Origin of the sequence: Anaerotruncus sp. G3(2012) (assembly GCF_000403395.2) — a bacterium.
Lineage (GTDB): Bacteria > Bacillota > Clostridia > Oscillospirales > Ruminococcaceae > Anaerotruncus.
The window spans coordinates 6,454-9,849 of the sequence record NZ_KE159669.1 but is presented as its reverse complement, the minus strand read 5'-3'; the positions used below and the strand labels follow the sequence as shown (position 1 = coordinate 9,849).

The window sequence follows — 3,396 nt, the reverse complement described above, 5'->3', positions numbered from 1 at the left end:
ACAGATCGTTGGGGGTTGTCCTCATCTTTGGACTTGACATACCGCAGCTGATTGGACATGATCCCAAAGTATGCAGCGGAGATACTGCCGGTAGATCTCCAAGCAAAAATAAAGCTGTCTGCCGCGTCATCCCGCAACTGATACTCGAGACGTATCCAATTATCCGGCACATCAGCCGCCGATCGGCCAGCGCGTAACCGCTCCATGGTCTTGTCGTATATCCTAAGACGCATCCGGCTGGATGGCGCGCCCCAGATAATAGACCTCTCCTTGGTGCCGATACTGACCAGATAATCCCTAAACCGGGAGACATAGCGCCCTGCAAAGGTGTACTTAATTAGATTATCCATGGAGAGTTGCCCGAAGGTGTCACAAGCTATGTCTAGCCGCGAAATATTATGTACTTTGTACGCCCGTATCTGCTGGATGAGAGTGAGCCAGTCCAAATCTGGATACAATGTCTCATACAGGCGGCAACCCTGGCCGGATAACTGGATTAAGACCGTGTCGCAGCCGCCCCAGGCAAGCGTAATACCCCCGCCGACGTAAGCATACATATAGCCGTACAACCCCTTTCGCGCCATCAGCTGTAGATTGCCAAAATGCCAATCGTGACAAAGACTAGTGAGCACATCGGTATCTGCAAGATACTCGAGACCGTCCACATCCTCCCCCCACTGCTCAAGGTAACAACGTGCACCAACCGTAAATGTCAGGTAATCTACTAAGATTTTTGGTTGCAAGCAAATCCCTCCTAAATGTGCATTGTAAGCTGGTCTATAGACAAGACCTCTGTTGTTTGTGCCCCCGTGCTACAAGACGGGGGCTTAAGCCTGCCGCACTACCCGCAACAAGTTCTTTTTCCGGCTGGATTTACCATTATATGGCTCTGCCCGGCGGTTCCTTTCCCGGCTGCCCCCCTTTTTTTCGGCGATTGAAAAGTTGAAATCAAAGATTCCAACTTTCCAACACCGCTACTAAGGGCATTGGAACTGTTAAATATTAGCAAATATTTAACAGTTCCGACCCCCTCTACTAGAGGGCTGCCGCCCTCTTCCCACCGACAAGGAAAAGTGGAATATCAAAGATATCCCACTTTACCATGACTGTGGGAATTCACCCGCTCAATTGAGAGAGAGAATAATAAATTATTTTTTTAGGGTACCGTTCGCCCCTCACTTTGTAGAGACTGACAAGAATTCCCTTGGCAAAACCTGCAAAGAAAGTGAAGAACAGAAGCCATGCCGCCGGGCAGAGCCATAGTAGGTATGTAAACCAGCAGAAAATACTAATGTCCTCGCTGGTCACGCGGAATAAACTCGCGCCCCTTAAGACGCTCGATTACCTCAAACGTATCATAGCTAGATCGCAGCCGATTAGATTGCACAAAATAGCAGGTGCGGATTGGCTTGCATCTCTTTTTAACACTGTAGGCGCTGTCTCCCGACGTGTCATACTCAGCTGCGTCGTACTCCCGATACCAGGTAAGACGGCCGCAAAACGTCCGGCAGACCATAACGCTAAACGCCTGCTCCCGTATTTGCTTAACCACTCGATTATAAACTTGGGCGGATGCTATGATCTTGACACGCTGCTTGCGCTGCTGGCTGATCTGAGACAACAACGCTTCGGGAAAGTTTTGCCACTCTTTTGCAGAGTACTCGCCGTGAATCTCGTCAATCGCAAAAACGACCCCCTGTTCCCCATTTCGGATATCAAAAAAATCCTGCCAACTTGACATTACGTGCGTTGCGTTGGCATAGGCAAAATTGGTGACGATCAGAGCGTCCGGAAACCGCTGGTGCACCATGTCCAGATAATGCACCATGGAGATTGTTTTACCGCTCCCCTGTCGGCCGACGAAGATAGTAAATCCGAAGTAGTCAAAGACATCCGTCCGGGCCTGCCGGGTGAGAAAGTCCCAAACCTTCCAGCGCAAAAAATCGTAAGGACGGAAGGAAATCTCGAGAGACTCGAGCCGATCGGCGGTAAGGTACTCGCCATAAATACGATATCTGACGATAAACACCACAAAAAACAGGACAACCCCAAGTATCGCCAGCCCGAAAAGAGAGCCAATGAAAGACAAAATGCCGGAAACCACTGGACCAAAAATCTTGACCGCGATTGCAAACATATCCACATTAGCCATTAAGACACCCCCGGAATTTTGCGGACTACCCACATAATGACCGACCAAATCGCCCGCAGGTTGTAGCAGATAATAATAAGCAGCAAACAAGTACCCACAACAGGGATAGAGACAGCGAGGTTGGCAGCGTGTATCAGATCGACAAAGGACTGGACATAATCCCGCATAAAAGCAAAATCCGGCAGCCTGGGAAACAAACTAAGGACAAACAAAATCAATGCCTTTAAAAGCTCCATTAACAATTTGACAATCATAAAAGCACCTCACCCATGCATTGATAAAATATAAACCATCCAGAAAAAATGCCAGAAGAAAAAGACCAGGCTAAAGAAGCCATAGAAAAACCGCCAGAAGAAAAGTAAGCTATCTGCATACAACCGCAAAAATCGTATAAACCTATCCAAAAAAACATCTCCTTACTGCTCAAACAAAACCACGATACGACGATAACAAGCAATGGCCGTATAGACCAAAATAATCATTGTCAAGACCGGTTTTAACCATTTAAAATATGGCCGGGCGTACTCAATCACGTCAACCTTGATGGCCGGAGACCCTGCAAACATCTCGTTAGCGTCGATATGCCACCACAAATTAGTAGTTACAATGTTGTCATCCTGTAGCTGTGCAAATGCATCCCGCATGATCTCATAGAGCTGGGATAAGCCGCCAAACTTATCATCAGCAGCGGATTTGATCTCCTGATACCACTGCTCATAGTAACCAGCGTCCGGGACGATCAAACTTACAAGCTTATCCCAAAACCCATTAAGCCAACCCATAATACCGCTACTCTCAGAGGTAGTCTGTCGATCATCAATGATCGTCCATCTCTCCGCTGGTACATCAACCCGGCAATCACTGCCATCATCTGATAACACATCAAGCGTGATCGCAGTACGGATGATCTTACCCAACGGCATTTTTGCACTGGGAATAGTCGATATATTGGCGTGTTGCATAAATTTAAGCGTCGGATAATGAAAAATAAATACATCTGCGTGCAACTGCTCCCGACAAAGCATCTCCCCTCCCGAAAAATCTACTTTAAGCCTATCCCGCGAAGCATCGAAAAGAAACATCATGATTGCCGGATTGCCTTGGCTCAGGGTGTTACCGCTCGTATAGGTCAACATCCCACGATTGGTACCAGTAGCATTAAACGCCTGCTCATATAGAGACATATCGCCATCTGGCAGCCCATACCCGGCGATCTGGAAAATGCCAATCGCCATGGTAGACCC

4 protein-coding genes are annotated in these 3,396 nt (G+C 47.8%); all 4 read right to left on the bottom strand.

Translation table 11 applies throughout. The annotated features are described in order from the left end of the window. On the bottom strand, positions 1-743 hold a 743-nt coding region (locus C814_RS13750), incomplete at its 3' end, for a replication initiation factor domain-containing protein (protein ID WP_016318073.1). A 545-nt stretch (positions 744-1,288) separates the two neighbouring features. Next, positions 1,289-2,152, bottom strand: coding sequence for a hypothetical protein (locus C814_RS22355; protein WP_016318072.1), 864 nt, complete (start codon positions 2,150-2,152; stop codon positions 1,289-1,291). Beyond that, positions 2,152-2,406 carry a hypothetical protein gene (locus tag C814_RS13745; RefSeq protein WP_016316294.1) on the bottom strand — a complete coding sequence of 85 codons (255 nt, stop codon included), beginning with the start codon at positions 2,404-2,406 and terminating at the stop codon, positions 2,152-2,154. The genes C814_RS22355 and C814_RS13745 overlap by 1 nt, the downstream gene beginning before the upstream one ends. Positions 2,407-2,568: 162 nt before the next feature. Next, positions 2,569-3,396: hypothetical protein (locus C814_RS13740; protein WP_016318071.1), on the bottom strand; the 828-nt coding region annotated here is incomplete at its 5' end.